This is a genomic window from Sulfolobus sp. A20 (assembly GCF_001719125.1).
In the GTDB taxonomy this organism is placed as follows: domain Archaea; phylum Thermoproteota; class Thermoprotei_A; order Sulfolobales; family Sulfolobaceae; genus Saccharolobus.
Map to the genome: position 1 here is coordinate 1,673,498 of NZ_CP017006.1, position 17,172 is coordinate 1,690,669.

Sequence of the window (17,172 nt, forward strand, 5' to 3'; positions counted from 1 at the left end):
ACACTCATATACGTTTGAAATAAGACTACAACCAGAATTTATACCTTTATGATTGCATTATATCCACACTCCATATGACTTTAGAAAGATTAATTAATCTTTTTATTCTTACCTTAATATATGGAGTCATTATTGACGGAGTTGGACATGCTTTTCTCCTCATTGGCCGATAGGACTAGACTGAGTATAGTATTATTTCTATTGGACAAAAAAGAAGCTACTGTTGATGAGATTAGTAAAAAATTGGAAAAATCACAATCTTTAATTTCTCATCACTTGTCTTGCTTAAGGAATTGCGGAGTTGTTAAGGTTAGAAAAGAAGGAAAGTTTTCATATTATTCACTGAGTAGTGATGAAGTTATTGAGCTAATTAAGATAGCTATAAATCACGTTAGAAACCATAGCCAATCTATATTGTCATGTGAAGTTTTAGAAGAAGAGAAAGGTATAAAGGTTAAACAGTGATGATGAACGCCGGCTATCCTTGAATTAATGAGATTCCTAGGCCAAAGCTGATTTTAAATTATTATTTACAAAACTCATACCATGAATCCAGTTCACATATTGGCAAAGAAGGGAGAAATAGCTGAGAAAGTATTAATAGCAGGCGATCCTGGAAGAGTTAAACTATTGTCTACACTATTAAAAGATGTTAAGTTGGTTAATGAAAATAGGGGATTTCTGGTTTATACTGGAAAATATAATGATGAGAATGTTAGTATAGCAACACACGGTATAGGTGGTCCGTCTATAGCGATAGTATTAGAAGAATTAGCAATGTTGGGTGCAAACACTTTTGTAAGATATGGGACTGCAGGCTCTCTCGTGCCTTATATAGATATAGGAAGCTACGTGATAGTCACTGGAGCTTCGTATAATCAAGGAGGATTATTCTATCAGTACGTTAGAGATAGTGCATGTTTGTGCGCAAATCCTGACTTTGAATTAACTAACAAGATAGTATCTACCTTTCATAAGAATGGTTTGAAATTTTACTTAGGCAACGTTTTTAGTAGTGATGCTTTTTACGCGGAAGATGAGGAGTTTGCAAAGAAGTGGAGCTTTAGAGGCAATGTGGCTGTCGAAATGGAGTGTGCCACTCTATTCGCTTTAAGTAAAATGAAGGGGTGGAGGAGTGCTAGTGTAGTAGTGATAAGTGATAATTTGGTTAAGGGAGGTTTATGGATAAGTAAGGAAGAATTAGAGAAGAAAGTCATGGATGGGGCTAATGCAGTTTTAGAGGCTTTGACAAAAGGTTAGGAAAAAGACCATTACTGTTCTAACTTAAATCTATAATTTGGTAATCCCTTTACGTTTACCTCAGCTGTGAACAGTTTTCCTGCCAAGGGATCTGGGCTCTTACCTGCAGTTGATATGAACACTTGGCTCATTTCCGGAGTTCCAAAGGTTATTGAAGTAACGTAAGTAGCAGGAACTTTAATTTCATCGACCTTTTTTCCATTTTTTGGGTTCCATCTACTAACCTTACCACCTCCCCAATGGGCTACCCAAATTAATCCTTCCTCGTCTATTGTCATGCCATCTGGATTCCCCGGTTCATTTCCGAAATCTACAGCAACTCTCTTATTATATATTTCTCCTTTATTTAAGTCAAAATCGAATACGAATACTTTTCTTGTAGGAGTATCAATTAAGTACATCACCTTATCGTCGCTATCCCACGCTAAACCATTAGATATCGTTAAGCCCTCTAATAATTTTGTAACCTTCTTACCCTCTAACTTATAGAAATTGCCAGTGGGCTTTCTTTCCGTCATGTTCATGGTTCCCGCCCAATATCTACCTAATTTATCGCATTTGCCATCGTTAAACCTATTACTCTCCATGTCACTTTCGACTTCAGCTACTTTTGTAAACGAATTTTTAGATAGATCTACTATATAGAATGTGTGCCTAATTGTAGCAATTACCCTCTTATCATCTATTACACATAGGGAAGAGACCAAATCTGGCATATCATAAACTACCTCAGCACCGCTGTTCAAATCATTCGTGATTACTTTTTTACCTTCAATATCTACCCAAAACAGCTTGTTTAGCTCTTTGTCGTAAACTGGACCCTCACCTAAGATTGCCTTATAGTTACTTAAAACGATTAGTTTAGTTTCCATTATAGCTCAAGTTAAGTAAGAGTATAAATTAAAATGTTTTAACGACAATTAACTATCTAGAGAATGCATTCATTAAATATTTTGAAAATTTTTCTATGACTAAATGCGATCGTCTCAAAATCGTTAACGCCTACTATTCCGTCTTAATTTTTTATCTTCAACTTTTGAGATTATTCATATTTCTAAGTTATTAAAAACAATAAAAAGTTGAAAGAGTTAAGAAAATGTTTCTTTACTGTTTTACCTTAGTATTACCGCCTAAAATAGATAGAATGATTGAGACAAATATTATTACTGATGATACTAAGAATGCAAAATGCAATCCATTTACAAAAGCCATGCTAACCTTTCCGTCTAGAACGTTAGTTCCTAAGAATATCTCAAATGCCACATATCTGGGAACTACCAAAGTTGCTACAGATATACTTAAAACATAGCTTATGGTAGTTCCTACATTTCCTAATGTTCTGGAAATACCAGAGACTGAGCCGTAATATTCCCTAGGAGCGCTAAACATTATTGCAGTAGCATTAGAAGGCCAGAACATAGCGGAACCAATACCGGTTATGCCTGAAATTATTAAAATAATGTAATATGGGGTGAAGGGAGTTAGCGTAATATAATAAAGTATTAGAGATACCAGAATTAGGGACAATCCTATTCCTGCTAATAATCCTGGTTTTCCTTTATCGGCTATTCGACCCATAAATGGTGCTAATATACTTGCTATAACATAACCCGGCGTAAGTAACAAAGAGGAGCTTAGTGGTGACAATCCTCTAACTCCTTGTAAATACATTATGAGCAAGAAATTCAAAGAGAGAGCTCCTACTCCTTGTAGGAGTGAGGCTAATAATGAATATGATAAAAGCCTTATCTTAAAGACATTAAGGTTTATTATTGGCATTCTGGCTCTCATCTCATTATATATGAATAAAGGAATTAACAAAATTCCTACTACTACTTCTACTATGTACAAAATTGACACACCGTAACTAACTATGAATATAGCTCCCAACGAGATCAGTGCTAAAGAAATGCCTAAGATAATTGAACCGGTAATGTCAAGTTTACTATTAACCTTATTTATATCTTTAATTTCCCTCAATCCAAGGAGTACTGCTATAATCCCTATTGGTACATTGATATAGAAAATATATCTCCAGCCTAAAAAGGTAGTAAGGATACCTCCTAAGACTATTCCTACTAATGCTCCAATGTTCCAACCTAGTGACGTTATACCGTAAGCTCTTCCCCTTTGATTAGGGGGAAATATATCAGCTATGATTGCACTACTATTAGCTGTTAACATAGAACCTCCGATAGCTTGTAAAACTCTGAATGATATTAGCAATAGAATGTTAGTAGAGATACCACATAACGCTGAAGCTATAGTAAAGATGGCAAATCCCATATTGTATATTCTACCTCTACCGTTTAGATCGCCTATTCTACCAGCTTGAGTAGAGAGTATTGACAGTACTAGTAAATATGCTATTAATATCCATATTGATGATAGTAAATCAGTATGTAAGTCAACGGTAATAGTGGGTAATGCCAATAATACGATAGTCGTATCTATTGCTGCCATCATAGAACCTAAGGTTAATACAAATAGTATGAGCTTAGTGTTCATAGCGATTATTGTTTAGATAAAATACAGTTAAAAAGTTAACTTATAGATCTTTTAAAATAGTGACTATACATAATTACTTAAAAATATAAAAGTTTTTATTTCATTAATACATTTTTCGCAAATTATAAATATAATAACTTTCCTAGTTAAAGAAATTATCTCTTCCCTACCCTTAATGGAGAGTTTTGCCTTTCTCTTATCCAATAGCCGTTTAATCAAGAAATATATTGTTAAGCTAAATTAATTAGGTAATGAAGCCAGAAGAAGCATACTCGTTAAGGGTTATACAAGACATCTATATAATGGATAAAATGTACAGCCTGCTTCACGTAGAGACGTGGATAGAGGAGGATAAGTATAAGTCTTCAATTTACATGAATTTGAATAGGATAACGTTTCAAGGTAATGAGTCATTGCCTAAGTTTTATGAAGATAAAATATACTTCGTTAGAACATCTGAGAATCAATCTTCACTTTTAGAGGGTTCTCAGTTTGGTGAGCCCAAGAACTTAGTAAGCTTAGGTAAAATATATAAATATGATTTTCATCGACAAGGTGTACTAATCATTGGTGAGGAAAAGGTAGATAAGACTTTGCCCTTCAAAACTGAGAAGTTAAAATATAGATTTGATAATAGGGGATTACTTAGGACTAGACAGACGCTCTATTTATTTGACGGTAAACAGTTAAGGAATATAGTTAATGGAAACTTCGATGTTACTGATTTAGCCACTAACGGGGATAGGATAGTAATTTCTGCGACTAAAGATGGTGATGATTATGGTTTAGCTGACCTATATGAAGTTGATTTAAACACGGGAGAACTGAAGAAAATAACTAAGGGAGAGGGTGTAATTCAAGCAATCGCAATGAATCAAAAAGGTGAAATTGCGTATCTAGGGCACAGAAAAGGGCTAACTCCTTGGGCGGTTCTAGAAGTTAGCTTACCGGAAGAGGAGAAGAGTTATCTATGTGGAAAGACTTGCGGGAGTAAGGTTTTAACGGATTTGTTCGATGGAGTTAAGGATAAGTTAGTATTTGATAAGGATGAAATAATCACATTAGGACAAGAAGGTGGAACAAGCCATATTTATAAAATATCTGATGGTAAAGTAGATAAAGTAACTAGTGGAAACATAGTTGTAAGGGGATTCGATTATAAGGATGGAAGACTAGCGTATTTTTACTCAACACCCGAGAAACCAGTAATCTTAAAGTACAAGGATGTTGAATACGACCCAAATCCTAACATTAAGGGGGAAACTCCAGAGAGACTAGCCATTAACTCTAATGGTATGGAAATAGAAGGATGGTACGTAGTTAAAAATCCAGAAGCTCCAACAATAGTGTTTATCCATGGGGGACCTCATATGGCTTATGGATATGCCTACTTCATAGAATTTCAGTTCTTTATATCAAATGGTTTCAATATAATATATACTAATCCTAGAGGTAGTCAAGGATACGGAGAGGAATTTGCTAAAGCATGTGTAGGCGATTGGGGAGGGAAAGACATGGAGGACATAATAAATTTCGTTAATACTGTTAAACAAAAATATAATCTAAAGGGAAAGATAGGGGTTACTGGAGGATCGTATGGAGGATTTATGACTAATTGGATAGTTACTCAAACCAATATTTTTTCGGCTGCAATCAGCGAAAGAGGGATATCAAACCTAGTAAGCATGTGTGGCACTAGCGATATTGGTTTTTGGTTTAATGTAATAGAGTCTGGAATTGATGACCCATGGAGTAAAGAAGGTATTGAAAAGCTAATGAGGATGTCCCCCATATACTATGTTAAGAACGTTAAAACACCAACTATGCTAATTCATGGGGAAGAAGATTACAGATGTCCTATTGAACAAGCAGAGCAATTCTACGTGGCATTAAAAATGAACGGTGTACCTACTGAGCTAGTTAGATATCAAGGGGATAGTCATGAACACGCTAGAAGAGGAAAACCTAAGAATATGGTAGATAGACTAAATACTAAATTAGAGTGGTTTAAGAAATACCTTACGTAATATTTCACTAAATAAAATTTTTATTTATAAATATGAATAGCTTTGCTCATTATATGATAAAACTCCATTTTTTCTTCCTTATTTTGTAACCTTCTCTCATCAACTTGGTTGCAACCTCATTCAAGCTGGATTTACTTAAGTTTATTCCTCTAAGATTATGTTTGTCCCTAAACTCTGACCTCCTCCCCGCCCTAAAGGGCGAGTGTTCCCTACTTTGTAAATCTATCCTTAGAGTAAAGCCCCCATTAGGTGAGTAGATAATCTTTAAGTTAGGACAAAGACAACGAGAAGGGTTAACAAGGATTACTGGAACATCAAAAATCTTTAGCCTTCTTGATAATAAGCCTTTTTAAGAGATTTGAGTGTAGACTTATAGATTCTGTCCTATTGTTTATCCTTAATGCGTTGAATGATCCTCTCTGGGATATTTTTAGGCAAGTCTATAGTGATGTTTTGAAGGTATAGAACAAAATGTGTTAATTAGTAGTAGTCATGAGGATTTTTAATTTAGCAAAATCTAATGCGTAATCGGTATTTTTTATACCCATATAACGACACTATATCCGCGTATAAGTCTCACATAGGTCTAGTTAAAAGTTTTTATAAAGAAGTTTACAAGGTAAGGAAAGCCTCACCTTTAAGAGTGAGGAGGAAGTCAAGATAGGAATACTGCTTAAACATAATAAATTGTCTATTCAGTTTTATAATCCTTATAACTACTAGAACTCTTTGTCGTGGATAACAATTTCATATATACATACCCTCCTATAGCTTGGAGAACTCCACCAACTTCTAGTGGTAATGGCAAAGCGTATTCTAAAAGATATCCGCTCAGTCCAGAGCTCATTTGAGATAGCCTAGTAGCTATACCTTGAATACTTGAGGCAGTACCAAAATCTTCAGCGGAAACTCCCCTTACATTTACCATCGTTCTATTAGGAGAACCAATTCCGGCATTTAGCCCTCTAATAATATAAATTAACGCAGCTAATGGAAACCACGGTGACAGCGCCATGGCTATTAAGAATACTCCATTTAATATTCTAGTCACTGAAGCTACACGCAGTGGTTCTGCCTTAATCTTATTGGATACTAACGAACCTACTGCTGTGAATAGATAAGACATAGTAAATACTAATCCAATCATAAATGAGTTAGCATGAAAAGCTAAGTTAAACCACAATGGTAAAAGGGGAATTGCTAGTCCTAAACCAAATCCAGTTATTGAATTAGATATAATAACTTTTGAAATGTATTTAAAGCTGGAAATTGACATTATCTTGGACGTCTTTCTGGGTCTCTTAACTTCTCCTACGAAGAAAAGTGAAATTGTAGAAATTAATAATAATATAAAGGATATCAAATATAACATTCTATACCCTTGAATAGTGTTGTTTATATAGGCTCTAAGACTTAATAGTATACTTCCGCCTATACCAGAAAAGGAAGAAGCTGACATCAAAAAGCTCATTCTCTTAATTCTTTCTCTCTCATCTTTCCAGTTACTTGCTACTAACGCGGTAAGTCCAGGTGAAAAAGCCCCTCTAATTCCACCTGCTGCTCCACCTACTCCACCTATAATTAGAGCTGTAAATATTAAATAGTAATTAGAGACTACAGTACCCAAAATTAGGGAAGCAACACAGGCTAATGTCTCAGTCGCTATTAAAATCTTCTTATACCCATACCTGTCACCTATCATACCTAATGAAAACGTAAGAACAGAGGAAAACCCTATTGCTCCCAAGAACACTACTCCTATTACGTCTGGTTTTACTCCTAATGCTGATAGATATAATGAAGAAGAAAGCGTTATGTAAATTATTCCTACGCTTCTAGCAACACGTGATATTAAAAGAAAGACATAGCCATAGTCATCTCTCAAAAAAATCCCCTAATTTACGAATAGTTAATTAAATACTTAAACTTTTTCTTTCTAACTAACTAATTCGAAAAAAGAGTTAATATAAATGAAATGATTTTATTTTATCTTAAGTTTGAGGATTAAATTTAATAACACGTTTAAAGATACATTAGGTTATATGCCTATATGCCCATCTTGTGAAATTAAATTTAGTTCTTGGGAAGAATTAACGAAACATATAGATGAAATGGCTAACTCAAAAAGTGAACCCTCTCACGTAATGTGGTTAAATAGGAATATTTCCATAAAGAGGATAGAAAGAGAAGAGCTTCAACGTAGGTTAGAAAGTTTCTTTAATGAGCCTGAAAGTTTAGCAATGTGGATAAGAAAAAGATTCATAGACAAATTTTATGGTGATAATCCTCATCCATTCATGATAGCAATGCAGAAGCCTACTAGAGGAGTATTACTAGGTTACGTCATTGAACATCAACATTTCTTAAAGAATTGGGTGAAAGTACTATCATCAATTGTCTTTAATACTGATAAAGATGACGTATTGCATTATGAGTTAGAAAATATCAAAGTAGAGTTTATAGGATATGGTAATAGACCATCACATTATGAATTACTGTTGAGAATGGGAGAGTCATTAGGGATGCCTAGAGACAAAATCCTATCCACACCTCCACTTCCTGCGACTCAATCTGCTATAAGAACGTGGGTAAACATAGCTAAAACTAGGAATTGGCTGATAACTATGGCTTCAATGCACAGTTTAGAGTTAGTTGCAGATAGATCACTGACAAAGTACGGAGCCAAGTTAACTTATTTTAATCCCTCTATATTGACCTCAGATGAATATCCGAAAGAAGTTAAAGATTTCTTAAGAGAAGGCTATGAAGCTGATATATCACATGCTGGAGAAGCATTAGAAATGGTGGAGAAATACGCAGATCAGATAAACTTGAAGGAAGAAGTTCAGGTCGTAGTTCTGAAGTCATTTGATGCCTTTTCAAAATACTTATTAGCTAGATTAGAGAGAGGATTTGAAATAGAACCTAATCTGGTTAAGGTGGTGTTTAAGGGATGAGGATAATCGTTAATGGAAAGGAAGCGGGAACCAAGGAAAAAGGTTGTGCACTGTGTGGGGCTACTTGGGGAGAGTACTACGAAGAAATAGATAATGAAAAACTGTTTTTCTGCTGTGACTTTTGTGCATTAGAATTCACTAACATGATTAAAGAGGTTAAAAAGAGAAATAATTGGGATAGAATTGATGACCTAGAAATTAACGGTAATTATTACACTGGAAGAACTTGTACAGCAAAACGACAAGGAAAGGAGTATAAATTCTACGTCAAATTTGACGATGAAGGAGGGATAGGCACTTTCAAAGAGTTAAATTAATATTTTAGAACTTTAACCGGCATCCAAAAATGCTTCTAATTTTATTAGAATTTAATCTCAGTAATATAGGAAGAAGCATTCTAAACTAGAATTCTTACTGATTGAAATTTCTCCTAGCTTGCTCTCACCTTAAAGGGGAGGCTTTCCTCGCTTTGCAAAAAATTAGGAATAATATCTTTAAAAATTATATAAGAATTTAAGTAAATTAATTAATCTCTCTGCATAACCCATTCTCATCTATCCTTACCTTATTACTTCTTGGATGTTCTAAAGAACGACAAAATACTCTGGCGTTTCCGATTTTAACTAGGAGTAAGAAGTATGAATTTTCGAATCCATCTGGAGTAGCATTTAATTTCCACGACTGTATTACTTCACCTTCGTTTGCTTTAATTTCACTGAATTCAGATGAGTTACACTTAGGACATCTAGCCCTTTTTACCCAAAAGGTATAGTTACAGTTCTTACATACATATATCATGGCTCATCACCATATATTATTACAGTGGCTGAATTTCCGAAACCAGCCATACTTAATGAGAGTCCAGTTCTAGCATTTTTAACTTGTCTCTGTCCAGCTTCTCCCCTTATTTGATAAAAAGCTTCAATAGCTTGGGCTACACCACTAGCCCCTATTGGATGACCTTTAGAATTAAGACCTCCACTAGTATTTATAGGTATTTCACCATTTATTGAAGTATAATCATCTAGATACGCTTTCCAACCTTCACCCTTCTTGAGCAGTCCTAATTCTTCAGCCTCAACAATTTCTAAAACAGTTGCCATATCGTGTAATTCAGCAAAATCCACTTTTTCTATTTTTGACGATTTCCTAGCCATCTCCCCAGCTACTTTAACGGCTTTGATAGAAAGTATATCTTCTCTCTCCGATATTGAAGATGAATCAGCATAAGTTCCAATACCTTTTATGAAGACAGGTTTTTTATTATAGCTGTAAGCATCTTCATCTCTCGTCATAACTATGGCGCAAGCTCCATCACTAATTGGTGTAAATTCATAAAGTGTTAAGGGATCCGCTATTATAGGGGACTTTAATACTTCTTCCAGAGTCACTTTAGATTGTATATGAGCATATGGGTTAAGGGAACCGTTATAGTGATTTTTTACAGCTACTAGTGCAAAAACATCTCTGGGTGCGTTATACTTCTTCATATATTCTTTTGCCATTAATCCGGCTAATGAGGGCAAAGTTAATCCAGCTCTTCTTTCTTCATATGGTAGTAATGAAGCTATTATCGAAGTTATTTGCTTAGTATTCCTTTCAGACATTTTCTCGACTCCAATAACTAAGACCGAATTAGCTACCTTAGAGTCAAGTAATGATTTAGCCACTAATATAGCTGAACCTCCACTTCCGCTTGTATTATCTACTCTTATTGAAGGTAAATTATCCTTGCCTATATAAGTTGTTATTAGATTATTTAAACCTGATATCGAGTTAAACTCGCCAGAATAACTATTAGATATTATTGCAAAGTCTATATTTTCATACTTTTGAACTAAGGGCAGAGAGACCTCAGCTGCTAGATCTAATACATTCTCTTTTCTCTTACCGAATCGAGTTATTTTCACATCGATAATTGCAACCATTCAATTTCAACTTTAGTAATAGAATATAAATTTAAATTCTATATTTAGAGAATATAAATTAAGTTCGTCTATCATTTTAAATAGACTGGATCTCTATCTAAGAAATATCTATAAACTAGGTATACGATCAACATATATGGCTATATTTATTGTTTTATCAAGCTTAACGGATAAAGGAGCTGAGACTATAGCAGACAAACCTGAAAGGATTAAGGAAGTGAACGAGGAACTGGCTAAAATAGGGGCTAAAGTGAGAGAACAATATGTGGTGTTTGGCGACATTGATTTTATTAATATTGTGGAAGTAGAGAATGTTGAAGCTTTTTTGAAAGCTCTAGTCGAATTAAATAGTAGAGGTACAGTAAGGACTAAGACCTATTTAGCACTTGCAGTTGATGATGCTATTAAAGCCTTGAAGTCAACTCCCACTATAGGACACCCACATAAATAGTTTTACAAAGGTGAGGAAAGCCTCGCCATTTATGGCGGGAATGAAAAGTATTTAACTCTTTTTCATGCTTCTATTTATGGATGAGGGGGGCTAAAAAGAGTGGGAACGAAATCAGAGCTACAGTTTGAAGATTTCCCCCTACCTCCCCTCTACCCAGAGGGGTTCTCTGAGCCTCTCGACTGCCCCTCAGATGTAAACCCGAATCAATGAGGGGAACCTCCTTAAGGGGGAAGAAGTCAGAAAATTATAAAGGCCTAATTCTAAGGGCGATAGAGGAGAACTTCCAATCAATTGCGTTTTTACTAACAATTGCAAGATAGTCTTTTCATCAAATATATCAGATATAGATTTTAAGCCATGATAATATACTTTTTATGTGAATTCAGTAACTACATACTGGTGGAAATACTATCTGGTATCATTTTTTTCAATCTTCGTTATAGCTCTGCTTGTATCAACTTTAACCTTAAACATACCTTTCTTCCTTATACTTCAAATTTTCCTAATCTTCTTTCTATGGTATCTCGTCTCACCATTTATCATGATCATAACTTTTAAGATGAAAAAGGCTAATGATACCTATCTAATATCACTAATTGAAAATCTATCTAATAAATTCGAAGTAAAAAAACCTAAAGTGTACGTTATTAATGATAATTTCTTAAACGCTTTTGCTTTTGGCAACGTATTATTTAGAGGAATTGCTATAACACTTCCACTAATAGATGCCTTAACTTCAGAGGAATTAACAGCTGTATTAGCCCACGAGATTTCCCACATAAGAAATTTCGACCCAGAAACAATGTTAGTAACAATTTTATGCGTCAACTTAATTTACTCGGCTTTACTGAATTTCATTCCTATCTATTTTATAACATTATTGATACTTGTTTACATCTTGCTTCTATTACCTCTAGTCTTTTACGTACATAGAAAGGTAGAAAGAAGAGCTGACTTAACAGTAGTAAAGAAAGACCCGTCACTAGCCTATTGGCTTGAGAGTTCTTTAATAAAAATCGGATACTTGAGCAGAAATATACCAGTAAATATGCTCAGATATGTAATGCCAATTCAAATATTATTTGCAAAAGATTTTATATTGCATAATAATATAGAAAAATCTAGCCCATTTTCCTTTAGAACTCATCCCAGCTTAAAAGAAAGGTTAGAATATTTAAGTAAATATGAAGGACAAAAATTGTACTACGTTTAGGCCGAACCACTACCACATCCACAATAACCATATTCGTCTATTTCTACTCCACATATTGGACATGAAACTCCTAGTGTTTTGACTTCTTCAGCCCTCTTGCCATATAGAAGCAAATGTTGATCAAAGTAGATATCCTTCAAACTAGGCAACTTTTCATTTTCATCTATTTTTTCCTCTAGGGCTTCTTTTATTCTAAACCTGAGTGACTTTCTCTTTAAAGCTGTTTTAACAATTTGCTTGGAAGTAATTTTGCCAATACTCTCATTATTACTGTTGAGTATTTCAATTTCCTCATCGTCAATGTTTAAAACAACTTTTTCCACGTTTTCATTTTCATACACTTTATTTGTCCTGTACATAGTCTTACTTATACTTTTTAAAATATATAAACTTTCTTCTCCTTATCTAGTTTTTATTTATCTACAATTATATAAATATTATATACACACTAATAACCAAAGACCTCTAAATTTAAGATAACGGATTAAACCCAGTTTTCATCTTACTTCTTTCACACTGATACTTCCTTTTTCATTCATAAAATATTATTAAAAACGAGTTTATCTTTCTCCTATAACTATAGTTAAACTATGAGCCAGAAAATTGACTTTGATTACATTAATCAGCTTGCCAAAAGATCATTAGGAGGTGATCTAAAAAGTTTTGAAAAACTACTTAATATACTAGAAAAATATGAGAATTTTCCACAAGTAAAATTCGGACTATATTCTTTAATTTATCAACTTTCTATGAATGTTTTTATCGACGTCTCAAAAGAATGTGAAAAATGTGGTGGGAAATGTTGCAAATCTGGTTATCCTATACCAGTCTATGAATTTGATTACAAGGAATTAGCTAAAAGAATGAATAGAGAAGAACTTGAGAAATTGAGGAGAGTAGACAACATTTATTTATTACCTAGACCTTGCCCATTCCAACAAGGATGGGTCTGTACTATCCATAGATTTAAACCTTATGCTTGTTTATCTTTTCCATTTGCTACTGAAGATGAACAAAGAGAGATTATTAATAATTACGATGGAAAAGGTATACCAGACTTCAAAGTGCCAGAATACTGCATCGCAGGAAAGAAAGTAAAAGAAACTCTTAATGCAATAATCAGTGACTTAGAGAAATGCCTTGGAAGAAAACCTACTCCTAAAGAACTTTACCAAGCAATAATGAAAAAAAAGAAATAATAAAATAGATTTTATCATTTAAGACTTACCCTTTATCCTCCCCAAGTATATGTTGCAGTATGAGTAGCCGTATGAGCAGAGGTAGTCATAGCTGTATGAGAAACTGCTGCCATACCAAAAAATACGCCACCTATTATCAATATAGCTATAGATATTCCTAGCAATATAACTCCAACTTTATTTATTCTCATTTAATTTTATTTCTGACACTACTTCTTTTAAATTTTTTCCTAATATTATTCTTTCAATTAAATACATGAATTGGGAAAAAATTTAATTAGTAACAAACCACTTGTTGCTTTATATGACACAAGTCTCAAGATTATCGTTAGTTTTAAGTATTATAGCAGGAATACTAAGCTTTGCCTGGGCTTTTGTTCATATACCGCTATACAATATATCTTTCCTACCTTTTGGAATAAGAGTGTTTTTCCTTGCCGACGGAGTTCTTGCAATTATAGCTGGTATACTCTTTATACTATTATTTAGATTAGTAACTCTAAAAATTATCTATATAATTGAGATAGTATATTGGTGGATAAATTACTTATTGTTAACCTTAACCAGAATACTACCAGCACCTATTATAGGAAGACCTTTACCAGTAACTACTGGTCCGGCATTAATAGCGTTTATCCTAGACATTTTACTTATTATAATGTCAACATTAATCTATATTATACAATGAGGATGAGGAGATAGACCGCTACAGAACTTGATGAAGAGAAAGGGAAGGCTGACATTAATTTATAATAACAAATTATTGTCTTTTAAAAAAGCTTTAATAATCAAGGGGAAAAAGTTTTAATAGTTTAAAGTTAATTTCCTAACCATATGGTTCAGTATAAATGGATAGCGTTATCTAACACAAGTCTTGGAGTATTTATGGGTTTTATGAACGCTAATATTGTACTAATATCGTTGCCTGCTATATTTAGGGGTATTAACATCAATCCATTCACATCATTTCAGTATCTATTATGGATATTATTCGGATATAGTATAGTATCAGCAATATTAGTTGTGAACGTTGGTAGAATATCTGACATTTTTGGAAGAGTTAGAATGTACAATATAGGATTTGCAATATTTACTGTCGCTTCCATCTTACTATACCTCACTCCAGGTAAGGGAAGCATAGCAGCCCTTCAGATAATCTCTTACAGAATACTTCAAGGTGTTGGAGCATCTTTCCTAATGGCTAACAGTACAGCAATCCTCTCAGAAGCTTTTCCTCCAAACCAGAGAGGGTTTGCCTTAGGGCTAAATGGCGTTATCGGAATTTTTGGAGGAGTAGCAGGGATAATAATTGGAGGAATCCTTGCCTCCATATATTGGCGTGATGTATTCCTAGTTAGCGTTCCTTTAGGAATAGCAGGTACGATATGGTCATATAAATCATTGAAACAACTGAGTAAACCTAATAGAAATCAAAAAATAGATTACGTTGGAAATATACTATATGCCGTAGCATTGATACTAATACTTATAGGAATTACTTATGGTATCCTACCTTATGGTACTCAAGCGACTGGTTGGAGTAATCCATTTGTTATAACGAGTATAGTAGTGGGTTTAGCTCTATTTGCCGCCTTTCTCCTAGCTGAGAAAAAAATTAAGGATCCTATGTTTAGAATAGAATTATTTAAAGTGAGAGCTTTCTCAGCAGCTGCCACGTCAATACTATTAGCACAATTAGCTTTTGGTGGGTTACAGTTAATGTTAGTATTGTTGCTTCAAGCTATATGGTTACCTTTACACGGCTATAGTTACGAGGTAACTCCATTTTGGGCTGGAATATACTTACTACCACTATTAGCTGGCTTTGGAATCATGGGATCCATAGCAGGGAGGCTCTCTGATCGTTATGGAGCTAGACCTTTATCTACATTGGGTTTAGTAATTATGGGCATAGGGCTTCTCACTTTAACGTTGTTACCTTATAATTTCAACTATATAGACTTCGCATTGATCGTATTCTTCATAGGAGTAGGAAATGGGCTTTTCGTATCCCCTAATACAGCAGCATTAATGAACGCATCTCCACCACAACATAGAGGTTCAGCATCTGGTATAAGGGCTATGTTAACTAACACTGGAAGTACACTAAGCATAGGAATCTTCTTCACAATAGTAATAGATGTGCTATACGTTGCATTACCACCAGCACTAACATCTGCTCTCAACGCTGCAGGAGCACCTCAATTAGCGCCAATAATGGCTAAAATTCCACCTACTGCAGCAATTTTTGCAGCATTCTTGGGATATAATCCGGTGGGCTCAATATTGTCAACTCTCCCATCTTCTATAACCAGCTCAATACCTGCGACCACTATAAATACAATAACTAGTACATATTGGTTCCCAACAGTGGTAGCACCAGCCTTTATGGAGTCACTGAGGATAGCGTTCTTTGTAGCTTCAGCATTAGCTTTTAGTGCAGCTATAGCCTCGGCATTAAGAGGAAAAGCGATAATATATGAGAGAGATCTAATGAAAGCAAGTACTATATCTCAAACAGAGAAAAACAGTTAAAATTTTTCATTTTTTATTAGCTAATTCGAAGAATACTTTCCAAAATGGATCCTCTTTAGGAGTGTCGATTTTCTGCCTACTACCGTCAGACTTAACTAAGTTGACTTCCTTGACATCATCTACTATTTTACCTATTATTTCAGCCCTAATTCCTTGCTCATTTAATCTTTTCTTAACTTCATCTCCTTTGTTAGTGATTATAATCATAGTACCTTCACTTATAGATACCCAAGGATCTATATTTACTAATTTAGTAACTTCTCTCACAGCCCTATTCATAAATAACTTATCCTCGTAAATCTTCATACCTTTTCCACTAGCTATAGATATCTCAACTAATGCCTCAAACACTCCTCCCTCAGTTGCGTCGTGCATTAAATGTATTCCTACATTGGAGGCAATTAAACCATCTTTCCAGCAACTCATCTCCCAGTATAGATTATAGGCTTCATTAAAGACCTCCTTATCTAACCTGTTTCTGAAGTATTCTGGATAAAGGTTAACTAATAGAGCAGTAGCTTCAATCGCTGGTCCCTTAGTCATTAGTATATCGTCACCTACTTGAACCTTTGAGGGCATTCCTAATTTCTCCTTTTCGCCTATACCGAACATCGTAAATCCACCAACCATAGGGTAATCTGTACCTTCATATATTCCAGTATGACCACCTACCACCATAACACCTATTTCACTTAAGGCTTCATGAATACCTATCCACATCTCTTCAAACTCATTATCTCCAATTTTAGGGGGTAGATTAAGATCAATAAGAGCATATTTTGGAGGTATACCAGAAGTCATGACATCACTAGCTAATATGTGAACAGCAAACCACGAAGCCTTCTTAAAACCAAATTGAGGAACTATGAAAACGGGATCAGTTTTTACTACTAGTACTCTTCCGTCTTGAAGGTCAATTGCACCAGTATCCACTCCATGTTGAGGTCTGACTATTACTTCATTATGCAAGAAGCCTAGATGTGGATATATAATCTTGTTAAAAATTTCTTGGTTTATCTTGCCTAATCTCATAAAGTGTAAAAGCATATATAGTTTTTATCGTTTTTGCAACTTAGACAAAAAGAAAGGATAAA

18 protein-coding genes are annotated in these 17,172 nt (G+C 34.4%); 10 read left to right on the forward strand and 8 right to left on the reverse strand.

The features are described 5' to 3' along the window. Positions 1–120: 120 nt before the first annotated feature. Together BFU36_RS08700 and BFU36_RS08705 are read left to right on the forward strand one after the other, a co-directional pair. Entirely contained in the window at positions 121–465 is a 345-nt protein-coding gene (locus tag BFU36_RS08700; protein ID WP_069283498.1) for a helix-turn-helix transcriptional regulator, read from the forward strand. Positions 466–546: 81 nt separating this feature from the next. Next, on the forward strand, positions 547–1,260 hold the full coding sequence (locus tag BFU36_RS08705; RefSeq protein WP_069283500.1) for a purine-nucleoside phosphorylase: 714 nt from the start codon (positions 547–549) through the stop codon (positions 1,258–1,260). 11 nt (positions 1,261–1,271) lie between these two features. Here the strand turns inward: BFU36_RS08705 and BFU36_RS08710 are convergent, their stop codons facing one another. Beyond that, complete coding sequence (locus BFU36_RS08710) at positions 1,272–2,132, reverse strand: SMP-30/gluconolactonase/LRE family protein (RefSeq protein ID WP_069283502.1); 861 nt, start codon at positions 2,130–2,132, stop codon at positions 1,272–1,274. Positions 2,133–2,364: 232 nt separating this feature from the next. Next, complete coding sequence (locus BFU36_RS08715; RefSeq protein ID WP_069283504.1) at positions 2,365–3,768, reverse strand: MFS transporter; 1,404 nt, start codon at positions 3,766–3,768, stop codon at positions 2,365–2,367. Positions 3,769–4,019: 251 nt separating this feature from the next. Between BFU36_RS08715 and BFU36_RS08720 the strand changes: the two genes are divergently transcribed. Beyond that, positions 4,020–5,795 (forward strand): S9 family peptidase, encoded by a 1,776-nt coding sequence (locus tag BFU36_RS08720; RefSeq protein ID WP_069283506.1) that lies wholly within the window; start codon positions 4,020–4,022, stop codon positions 5,793–5,795. A gap of 691 nt (positions 5,796–6,486) precedes the next feature. On the opposite strand, the gene BFU36_RS08725 is transcribed toward BFU36_RS08720, so the two are convergent. Further along, entirely contained in the window at positions 6,487–7,680 is a 1,194-nt protein-coding gene (locus BFU36_RS08725; RefSeq protein WP_069283507.1) for an MFS transporter, read from the reverse strand. 157 nt (positions 7,681–7,837) lie between these two features. Between BFU36_RS08725 and BFU36_RS08730 the strand changes: the two genes are divergently transcribed. Beyond that, complete coding sequence (locus BFU36_RS08730; RefSeq protein ID WP_069284684.1) at positions 7,838–8,752, forward strand: C2H2 type zinc finger domain-containing protein; 915 nt, start codon at positions 7,838–7,840, stop codon at positions 8,750–8,752. Continuing rightward, complete coding sequence (locus BFU36_RS08735; RefSeq protein ID WP_069283509.1) at positions 8,749–9,069, forward strand: TA0938 family protein; 321 nt, start codon at positions 8,749–8,751, stop codon at positions 9,067–9,069. The genes BFU36_RS08730 and BFU36_RS08735 overlap by 4 nt, the downstream gene beginning before the upstream one ends. A 205-nt stretch (positions 9,070–9,274) precedes the next feature. Here the strand turns inward: BFU36_RS08735 and BFU36_RS08740 are convergent, their stop codons facing one another. Both BFU36_RS08740 and BFU36_RS08745 read right to left on the reverse strand, forming a co-directional pair. Next, positions 9,275–9,550 carry a hypothetical protein gene (locus BFU36_RS08740; RefSeq protein ID WP_069283511.1) on the reverse strand — a complete coding sequence of 92 codons (276 nt, stop codon included), beginning with the start codon at positions 9,548–9,550 and terminating at the stop codon, positions 9,275–9,277. Next, a complete protein-coding gene (locus tag BFU36_RS08745; protein ID WP_069283513.1) occupies positions 9,547–10,680 on the reverse strand; it encodes a thiolase family protein in 1,134 nt (377 codons plus the stop codon). Before BFU36_RS08745 ends, BFU36_RS08740 begins: the two co-directional genes overlap by 4 nt. 136 nt (positions 10,681–10,816) lie before the next feature. On the opposite strand from BFU36_RS08745, the gene BFU36_RS08750 reads away from it, so the two are divergent. Both BFU36_RS08750 and BFU36_RS08755 read left to right on the forward strand, forming a co-directional pair. After that, the gene (locus tag BFU36_RS08750) at positions 10,817–11,131 is read left to right on the forward strand and encodes a GYD domain-containing protein (RefSeq protein ID WP_069283515.1); all 315 of its coding nucleotides are present in this window, start codon (positions 10,817–10,819) and stop codon (positions 11,129–11,131) included. Between the two features lie 376 nt (positions 11,132–11,507). Further along, the gene (locus BFU36_RS08755) at positions 11,508–12,344 is read left to right on the forward strand and encodes a M48 family metallopeptidase (protein WP_069283519.1); all 837 of its coding nucleotides are present in this window, start codon (positions 11,508–11,510) and stop codon (positions 12,342–12,344) included. Here the strand turns inward: BFU36_RS08755 and BFU36_RS08760 are convergent. Further along, the gene (locus tag BFU36_RS08760; RefSeq protein ID WP_069283521.1) at positions 12,341–12,703 is read right to left on the reverse strand and encodes a sulfolobus mercury resistance protein, MerI; all 363 of its coding nucleotides are present in this window, start codon (positions 12,701–12,703) and stop codon (positions 12,341–12,343) included. The two genes, BFU36_RS08755 and BFU36_RS08760, sit on opposite strands and share 4 nt — an antisense overlap. Before the next feature lie 231 nt (positions 12,704–12,934). Between BFU36_RS08760 and BFU36_RS08765 the strand changes: the two genes are divergently transcribed. Then, positions 12,935–13,543 carry a YkgJ family cysteine cluster protein gene (locus BFU36_RS08765; RefSeq protein WP_069283523.1) on the forward strand — a complete coding sequence of 203 codons (609 nt, stop codon included), beginning with the start codon at positions 12,935–12,937 and terminating at the stop codon, positions 13,541–13,543. 32 nt (positions 13,544–13,575) lie between these two features. Here the strand turns inward: BFU36_RS08765 and BFU36_RS13865 are convergent, their stop codons facing one another. Beyond that, positions 13,576–13,734, reverse strand: a complete 159-nt coding sequence (locus BFU36_RS13865) for a hypothetical protein (protein WP_156770071.1) — start codon at positions 13,732–13,734, stop codon at positions 13,576–13,578. Between the two features lie 113 nt (positions 13,735–13,847). On the opposite strand from BFU36_RS13865, the gene BFU36_RS08770 reads away from it, so the two are divergent. Continuing rightward, a complete protein-coding gene (locus BFU36_RS08770; protein WP_069283525.1) occupies positions 13,848–14,231 on the forward strand; it encodes a hypothetical protein in 384 nt (127 codons plus the stop codon). 146 nt (positions 14,232–14,377) lie between these two features. Beyond that, complete coding sequence (locus tag BFU36_RS08775) at positions 14,378–16,078, forward strand: MFS transporter (RefSeq protein WP_069283527.1); 1,701 nt, start codon at positions 14,378–14,380, stop codon at positions 16,076–16,078. Positions 16,079–16,084: 6 nt separating this feature from the next. Here BFU36_RS08775 and BFU36_RS08780 read toward each other — a convergent pair whose 3' ends face one another. Continuing rightward, positions 16,085–17,125, reverse strand: coding sequence for an AIR synthase family protein (locus BFU36_RS08780; protein WP_231961106.1), 1,041 nt, complete (start codon positions 17,123–17,125; stop codon positions 16,085–16,087). Between the last annotated feature and the right edge of the window lie 47 nt (positions 17,126–17,172).

Bases quoted from the DNA above. Each gene is read 5' to 3' on its own strand.
- BFU36_RS08700 (WP_069283498.1), top strand. From the start codon at position 121: ATGGAGTCATTATTGACGGAGTTGGACATGCTTTTCTCCTCATTGGCC.
- BFU36_RS08705 (WP_069283500.1), top strand. From the start codon at position 547: ATGAATCCAGTTCACATATTGGCAAAGAAGGGAGAAATAGCTGAGAAA.
- BFU36_RS08710 (WP_069283502.1), bottom strand. From the start codon at position 2,132: ATGGAAACTAAACTAATCGTTTTAAGTAACTATAAGGCAATCTTAGGT.
- BFU36_RS08715 (WP_069283504.1), bottom strand. From the start codon at position 3,768: ATGAACACTAAGCTCATACTATTTGTATTAACCTTAGGTTCTATGATG.
- BFU36_RS08720 (WP_069283506.1), top strand. From the start codon at position 4,020: ATGAAGCCAGAAGAAGCATACTCGTTAAGGGTTATACAAGACATCTAT.
- BFU36_RS08730 (WP_069284684.1), top strand. From the start codon at position 7,838: ATGCCTATATGCCCATCTTGTGAAATTAAATTTAGTTCTTGGGAAGAA.
- BFU36_RS08735 (WP_069283509.1), top strand. From the start codon at position 8,749: ATGAGGATAATCGTTAATGGAAAGGAAGCGGGAACCAAGGAAAAAGGT.
- BFU36_RS08740 (WP_069283511.1), bottom strand. From the start codon at position 9,550: ATGATATATGTATGTAAGAACTGTAACTATACCTTTTGGGTAAAAAGG.
- BFU36_RS08745 (WP_069283513.1), bottom strand. From the start codon at position 10,680: ATGGTTGCAATTATCGATGTGAAAATAACTCGATTCGGTAAGAGAAAA.
- BFU36_RS08750 (WP_069283515.1), top strand. From the start codon at position 10,817: ATGGCTATATTTATTGTTTTATCAAGCTTAACGGATAAAGGAGCTGAG.
- BFU36_RS08760 (WP_069283521.1), bottom strand. From the start codon at position 12,703: ATGTACAGGACAAATAAAGTGTATGAAAATGAAAACGTGGAAAAAGTT.
- BFU36_RS08765 (WP_069283523.1), top strand. From the start codon at position 12,935: ATGAGCCAGAAAATTGACTTTGATTACATTAATCAGCTTGCCAAAAGA.
- BFU36_RS13865 (WP_156770071.1), bottom strand. From the start codon at position 13,734: ATGAGAATAAATAAAGTTGGAGTTATATTGCTAGGAATATCTATAGCT.
- BFU36_RS08770 (WP_069283525.1), top strand. From the start codon at position 13,848: ATGACACAAGTCTCAAGATTATCGTTAGTTTTAAGTATTATAGCAGGA.
- BFU36_RS08775 (WP_069283527.1), top strand. From the start codon at position 14,378: ATGGTTCAGTATAAATGGATAGCGTTATCTAACACAAGTCTTGGAGTA.
- BFU36_RS08780 (WP_231961106.1), bottom strand. From the start codon at position 17,125: ATGCTTTTACACTTTATGAGATTAGGCAAGATAAACCAAGAAATTTTT.